7 protein-coding genes are annotated in these 6,875 nt (G+C 68.0%); 1 reads left to right on the forward strand and 6 read right to left on the reverse strand.

Annotated features, from left to right (window positions below; all coding sequences use genetic code 11):
• Nucleotides 1-655, reverse strand: a 655-nt coding sequence (locus tag VFF46_RS22245; RefSeq protein WP_325039112.1) for a methyltransferase domain-containing protein, incomplete at its 3' end; no start/stop codon positions are given.
• Nucleotides 656-962: 307 nt separating this feature from the next.
• Here VFF46_RS22245 and VFF46_RS22250 point away from each other — a divergent pair.
• Nucleotides 963-1,967, forward strand: a complete 1,005-nt coding sequence (locus tag VFF46_RS22250; RefSeq protein WP_325039113.1) for an alpha/beta hydrolase family protein — start codon at nucleotides 963-965, stop codon at nucleotides 1,965-1,967.
• Here the strand turns inward: VFF46_RS22250 and VFF46_RS22255 are convergent.
• The 5 genes from VFF46_RS22255 to atpA are packed head-to-tail and all read right to left on the reverse strand — an operon-like array spanning nucleotide 1,958 to nucleotide 6,854.
• Complete coding sequence (locus VFF46_RS22255) at nucleotides 1,958-2,389, reverse strand: DUF2550 domain-containing protein (protein WP_325039114.1); 432 nt, start codon at nucleotides 2,387-2,389, stop codon at nucleotides 1,958-1,960. The two genes, VFF46_RS22250 and VFF46_RS22255, sit on opposite strands and share 10 nt — an antisense overlap.
• Before the next feature lie 59 nt (nucleotides 2,390-2,448).
• A complete protein-coding gene (locus tag VFF46_RS22260; RefSeq protein WP_325039115.1) occupies nucleotides 2,449-2,841 on the reverse strand; it encodes a F0F1 ATP synthase subunit epsilon in 393 nt (130 codons plus the stop codon).
• A 1-nt stretch (nucleotide 2,842) separates the two neighbouring features.
• The gene (gene atpD, locus VFF46_RS22265) at nucleotides 2,843-4,297 is read right to left on the reverse strand and encodes a F0F1 ATP synthase subunit beta (protein WP_325039116.1); all 1,455 of its coding nucleotides are present in this window, start codon (nucleotides 4,295-4,297) and stop codon (nucleotides 2,843-2,845) included.
• Nucleotides 4,298-4,302: 5 nt separating this feature from the next.
• A complete protein-coding gene (locus tag VFF46_RS22270) occupies nucleotides 4,303-5,214 on the reverse strand; it encodes a F0F1 ATP synthase subunit gamma (RefSeq protein WP_325039117.1) in 912 nt (303 codons plus the stop codon).
• 2 nt (nucleotides 5,215-5,216) lie between these two features.
• A complete protein-coding gene (gene atpA / locus VFF46_RS22275) occupies nucleotides 5,217-6,854 on the reverse strand; it encodes a F0F1 ATP synthase subunit alpha (RefSeq protein WP_325039118.1) in 1,638 nt (545 codons plus the stop codon).
• Between the last annotated feature and the right edge of the window lie 21 nt (nucleotides 6,855-6,875).

Below are 6,875 nucleotides of genomic sequence, written 5' to 3' on the forward strand. Positions count from 1 at the left end.
CCCACCGCCAAACCACCCCACCCCCACCTTCCCCACCCCGGTGGTCGGCCGCCGCCCAATTCGCTTTCGCGGCTGCGATCGCGGCCGGGTCTCGGTCCAGGCCGACGTACCGCGCTCCGGGCTCGAGGTGATGAGCCTCCACCAGCAGCGTCCCAGCACCGCAGAACGGGTCGATTACCTGCTGCCCAGGCGCAAGCTTCGCCAGCCGCGCCATAGCAGCAGCAACAGGTGGATGCAGGCTGCCCGCGACGGTGTGCTGACGCCACGGACGCCGATGGAGCGGTACGGCGTACGGCCTCCGGGCCACCCACAACGTCTTCCCGTCCAGCACCACCCGCCACTCGGACCGCTCCTCCGGCGGCACCCGCCCACCACGCCGCGAGCAGTACCGCCCACCGGTCAACCGAGCGATCCGCTCCCCCACCAGATCCTCGACGTCGTACCGATTGAAGTTCCGCTCCCCCACGAACGACGCCGACACCGCAAACGCCCCACGTCCGCCCGGCACCTCCCGAACAGCAGCCCGCACCGCAGCCGCGACCCCGCCCTTGGCCCGCCCAGGATCCGGCCCCGCCCCGTACACAACGAACAAGTCGTCAGCCACCCGAGGCAGCGGCTCGACCATCCCGTCGACCACCACCTGCCGCTTGGACACCTCAACCACCCGACGCCCAGCAGCAGCGACCTCCTCCGCCACCAACCATTCCAACCCACCGACAACGCGCACCAAGACCAGCGCAGAACGCATGAAGAATCTCCCGGCAAGACCCCGGAAGCGACCAACCAGCCACTTCCGCGTCGCCGGCCAAGGGCAGAACGCCACACAACGGGCCGGCGGAACTAGCCCAGTCGGAAGAAGAAACTCTTCATGCCCGCGATCCTGGCACACCGGTGCCGGAGTACCCACCGATTTTCCGGGGTACAAACTCCAGCACCACCTTCTGCGCCCCCGGAGGTTGCTCGTGCCCGGACAGCTGTCCCGAATCGTCGGTCGAGCGCTGCTCGCCACCGCCCTGTTCGTTCCCCTCGCTCCCGCGCAGGCCGCTCCGCCACCGGCACCAACCCAGACGGCCGTCGTCCCCGACAGCCCACGCGGGGCGGAGGTTGTCGGGGTCAAGCAGGTCGCGGATCGGCTGACCGATCTGAGTGTTCGCTCCCAGGCGCTCGGTGGGCGGACCGTCAACGTTCGGTTGCTGACGCCGGACGGCTGGGATCCGGCCGATCGCAGTCAGCACTGGCCGACGTTCTGGCTGCTGCACGGGTGTTGTGGGGACTACACGTCCTGGTCCGGGACCGACATCGCGAAGATTCCGGGTCTGCGCAACGTACTCGTCGTGATGCCCGAGGCCGGGTGGAACGGGTGGTACAGCGACTGGTGGAACTACGGCGCCGGCGGTGACCCGGCCTGGGAGACCTTCCACACCGTCGAACTCGCGCACCTCCTCGAACACGACTGGGGCGCCAGCTCGAACCGCGTCGTGGCCGGCCTCTCGATGGGCGGCCAGGGAGCACTGCTGTACGCCGCCCGGCACCCTGGCATGTTCCGCGCGGTCGCGGCGTACTCCGGCTCCGCGCATCCGCTGCTCAACGACGAATCGGTGCACCGGATCATGGGCTTCTTCGCCGGCCAGGGCAACGACCCGCTCCGCGTCTGGGGAGATCCCGTCGCCCAACGCAGCATCTGGGAAGTCCACGACCCGTACTACCTGGCCCACCGGCTCAAGTCGCTACCGGTCTACCTCTCCTGCGGCGACGGTACGGCGGGCCCGTTCGACCCACCCGGCAAGACCGACGCCCTCGATTCCGACTTCAACCGCCAGAACCACGCCCTCGCCGCCGAACTCCAACGCGTCGGCGCGAAACACCTGACCACCAACTTCTACGGCCCGGGCACGCACGCCTGGCCCTACTGGCAACGAGAACTCCACGCCTCGCTGCCGATGCTGCTGCAGGCGCTTCAGAGGTAGGTCTGAGTGCTCGGGGGTGCGGATTCCATCCAGGCGAGGACGCCGGTGAGGGCCTCTTCGGTCATCGCGAAGTGGACGGTGCGGTCGTGGAGCTTGGTGTCCACGATGACGTGGCCGGCGTATGTGACCAGGGGCTCGTTGCCCATGGGACGGCGGGTGGTGACGCCGTCGAGCTGGCGGCGGTTGACGGTGAGTTTGGGCCACCAGGCGAGGCTGAAGACCCGGAACCACTGCAGGTCGTCGCCGACGTAGCGGGCCAGGCCGAGGGCCCAACCGCGGCCGTGGTCCTTCTCGGCGAGTTGCAGGCTGCAATCAAAAGTTCCGCCGTCCCTGGACAACCAGCGACGGCGGAACGCGACGAGCACGATGAACAGCACGGCGGCAAGCAAACAGACCCCGACGACATCGAGGACTGTTCTCATACCTTGCCGACCCTCCCAAAAGATCGATACTGCTCGGTGCCCGATTATGGCAGGTCGGGTCAGGACGTCTGCTCGGCGGCCCGGACCCGGGCCTCCGCGAGTCGCACCTCGTCGGTCTCCTCGTCGGTGTCGAGACCGGCGGCCAGCGCCTGCTCGAGGTCCCGGCGAGCCTCTTCGAGGTCGATGTCGTGACCCATCTCGGCGTTCTCGGCCAGGATCGAGACCCTGTCTCCTGCCACCGAGATGAAGCCGTCCGGCGCGGCCGCGACGAAGTACTCGTCGTCGACGGTCCGCACCTGGACGGTGCCACCCTGCAGCAGGCCCAGCAGCGGCGCGTGGCCGGGCAGGATCCCGACGTCGCCGTCCGTGGTCCGGGCGATCACGATCTTCGCCTGCCCCTGCCAGACCGTCCGCTCGGCGGCGACCAGCGCCACCTCCAAGTGGTCAGCCATCTCAGTTGTCCTTCTGCAGCTCGGCCCACTTGCGGTCGACGTCGTCCAGCGAGCCGACGTTGAAGAAGGCCTGCTCGGCGACGTGGTCGTACTCGCCCTCGGTGATCTTCTTGAAGGACTCGATGGTGTCCTTCAGCGGGACGGTCGAACCCGGGACGTTGGTGAACTTCTCCGCCATGTAGGTGTTCTGGCTGAGGAACTGCTCGATCCGGCGCGCGCGGGCGACGGTGATCTTGTCCTCTTCGGAGAGCTCGTCCACACCCAGGATCGCGATGATGTCCTGCAGTTCCTTGTTCTTCTGCAGGATCTGCTTCACCCGGACGGCCACGTCGTAGTGCTCCTGGCCGATGTACTGCGGGTCGAGGATCCGCGACGTCGACGTCAGCGGGTCGACGGCCGGGTACAGACCACGCGCCGCGATGTCACGCGACAGCTCGGTGGTCGCGTCCAGGTGCGCGAACGTGGTGGCCGGCGCCGGGTCGGTGTAGTCGTCGGCGGGCACGTAGATCGCCTGCATCGAGGTGATCGAGTGACCCCGGGTCGACGTGATCCGCTCCTGCAGCACGCCCATCTCGTCGGCCAGGTTCGGCTGGTAACCAACGGCCGACGGCATCCGGCCGAGCAGCGTGGAGACCTCGGAACCGGCCTGCGTGAACCGGAAGATGTTGTCGATGAAGAGCAGCACGTCCTGCTCCTTGACGTCGCGGAAGTACTCCGCCATCGTCAGCGCGGACAGCGCGACCCGCAGCCGGGTGCCCGGCGGCTCGTCCATCTGGCCGAACACCAGCGCGGTGTCCTTGAAGACGCCGGCCTCTTCCATCTCGTTGATGAGGTCGTTGCCCTCACGGGTCCGCTCGCCCACGCCGGCGAACACCGACGTACCACCGAAGTTGTGGGCGATCCGGTAGATCATCTCCTGGATCAGAACGGTCTTGCCGACACCCGCACCGCCGAACAGGCCGATCTTTCCACCCTGGACGTACGGCGTCAGCAGGTCGAGGACCTTGATGCCGGTCTCCAGCATCTCGGTCTTCGACTCGAGCTGGTCGAAGGCCGGCGCCTTGCGGTGGATCGGCCAGCGCTCGGTGATCTCGAACTCGGACTCGTCCTGGTTCAGGCACTTGCCGGTCACGGACCACACCCGGCCCTTGGTGACGTCACCGACCGGGACGGAGATCGCCGCGCCGGTGTCGCGCACCTCGGCGCCGCGGACCAGGCCGTCGGTCGGCTTCATCGAGATCGCCCGGACGATGTTGTCGCCGACGTGCAGCGCGACCTCGAGGGTGATCGTCTGGGTGTTGTCGCCGAGGGTGATGTCCACCTCGAGCGCGTTGTAGATGTCGGGCATCGCGTCGGCCGCGAACTCGACGTCGACGACCGGGCCGATCACCCGGGCGACGCGACCGACGCCGGTGGCGCCCGCCTCGTTGTTCTTCTCGGTAACCGTGGCAGTCATCTCTCTCACTCGCTCCCGGCGCTCGCGTCGGCGAGCGCACTGGCGCCACCGACGATCTCGCTGATTTCCTGGGTAATTTGTGCCTGGCGGGCCTGGTTCAGGTCCCGCGTCAGCTTCTCGATCAGGTCCTGCGCGTTGTCCGTCGCGGACTTCATCGCCCGCTGCCGGTTGGCCAGCTCGGAGGCCGCGGCCTGCAGCATGCACCAGTGGATCCGGCTGGCGACGTACTTCGGCAGCAGCCCGTCGAGCACCTCCTCGGCGGACGGCTCGAACTCGTACAGCGGCAGCACCTCGTCGGCGGCCGGCGCCTCCTCGCCCTCGACGACCTCCAGCGGCAGCAGCCGGATGACGTCGGCGCGCTGGGTGAGCATCGACACGAACCGGGTGAAGACGATGTGGATCTCGTCCACGCCGCCCTCCTCGGTCGGGGTCAGGAACCGCTCGATCAGCGCGTCGGCGATCTCCCGGGCCCGGGCGAAGCTCGGGTTGTCGGAGTCACCGGCCCACGACTGCGCGAGCTCGCGCTGCCGGAAGGTGTAGTACGCGATGCCCTTGCGGCCGCTGACGTACGGGACGATCTCTTTCTCGTCCTCGCGGAGCAACTGGTTCAGCCGCTCGCCCTCACGGATCACGTTGGACGAGTACGCCCCGGCCTGACCGCGGTCGGAGGTGAGCAGCAGGACCGCGGCACGCCGCGGGTTCGGCTTCTCGGTGGTCAGCGGGTGGTCGACGTTCGAGAACGTCGCCACCGCCGACACGGCACGGGTGAGCTCACGCGCGTACGGACCGGCCGCCGCGGCGCGTTGCTGCGCCTTGACGATCCGGGACGCCGCGATGAGCTCCATCGCGCGGGTGAGCTTCTTGATCGTCGTGACCGAAGCCTTCCGATCGCGTAGCTCCCGCAGGTTGGCCGGCACGGTCAGCCCCTCTTCTGCTTGACGATCTGCTCCTGGTCGACGTCCGCCTCGTCCATCGCCTCGGCCTGGGCCTCGGTGCCGAGCAGCGTGCCCTCGGAGGTCTGGAACGTCGGCTTGAACGACTTCAGCCCGTCGGTCACGGCCTGTGCCTCGTCGTCGCCGAACAGCCCGGACTCGCGGATCGCGTCGAGCACCTTGCTCTCCCGGCGCAGGTAGTCCAGGAAGTCCCGCTCGAAGCGCAGTACGTCGTTCACCGGCACGTCGTCGAAGTGCCCGTTGGTGCCGGCCCAGATCGAGACGATCTGGTCCTCGACCGGGTACGGCGAGTACTGCGGCTGACGGAGCAGCTGCACGAGCCGCTGACCGCGGTCCAGCTGCCGGCGCGAGGTGGCGTCCAGGTCGGACGCGAACATCGCGAACGCCTCCATCGCCCGGAACTGCGCCAGGTCGATCTTCAGCGTGCCGGACACGTTCTTCATGCCCTTGACCTGGGCGGCACCGCCGACCCGGGACACCGAGATACCGACGTCGATGGCCGGCCGGATGTTCGCGTTGAACAGGTCGGACTGCAGGAAGATCTGCCCGTCGGTGATCGAGATGACGTTGGTCGGGATGAACGCCGAGACGTCGTTCGCCTTGGTCTCGATGACCGGCAGACCGGTCATGGAGCCGGCGCCGAGCTCGTCGGACAGCTTCGCGCAACGCTCGAGCAGCCGGCTGTGCAGGTAGAAGACGTCACCCGGGTAGGCCTCGCGGCCCGGCGGGCGGCGCAGCAGCAGCGACATCGCGCGATACGCCTCGGCCTGCTTGGTGAGGTCATCGAAGACGATCAGCACGTGCTTGCCCTGGTACATCCAGTGCTGGCCGATCGAGGACCCGGTGTACGGCGCGACGTACTTGAAGCCGGCCGGGTCGGACGCCGGGGAGGCGACAATGGTGGTGTACTCCATCGCGCCGGCCTCTTCGAGCGCGCCGCGGACGGCGGCGATCGTCGAGCCCTTCTGACCGATCGCGACGTAGATGCAGCGGACCTGCTTGTTCGGGTCGCCGGAGGCCCAGTTCGCCTTCTGGTTGATGATCGTGTCGATCGCGATCGCGGTCTTGCCGGTCTTGCGGTCGCCGATGATCAGCTCGCGCTGGCCGCGGCCGATCGGGATCATGCCGTCGATGGCCTTGATCCCGGTCTGCAGCGGCTGGCGGACCTCCTGGCGGTCCATCACGCCGGCGGCCTGGATCTCGAGCGCCCGCTGGCCCTCGATGCCCTGGATCTCGCCGAGGCCGTCGATCGGCTTGCCCAGCGGGTCGACCACGCGGCCGAGGTAGCCGTCACCGACCGGTACCGACAGCACCTGGCCGGTCCGGCGGACCTGCTGGCCCTCCTCGATGCCGTCGTACTCGCCGAGGATGACGACACCGATCTCGCGGACGTCGAGGTTCAGCGCGATGCCCTCGGTGCCGTTCTCGAAAACGAGCAGCTCGTTGGTCATCACCGACGGCAGGCCCTCGACGTGGGCGATACCGTCACCCGCGTCGATGACGGTGCCGACCTCTTCGGCGGTCGTTTCGGCCGGTTGGTACTCGGTGACGAACCGATCGAGCGCGTCCCGGATCTCCTCCGGCCTGATCGTGAGCTCAGCCATTGTGTTTCCTTTGTCTAGGAG

This window comes from Kribbella sp. (assembly GCF_035655035.1).
Classification (GTDB): Bacteria; Actinomycetota; Actinomycetes; order Propionibacteriales; family Kribbellaceae; genus Kribbella.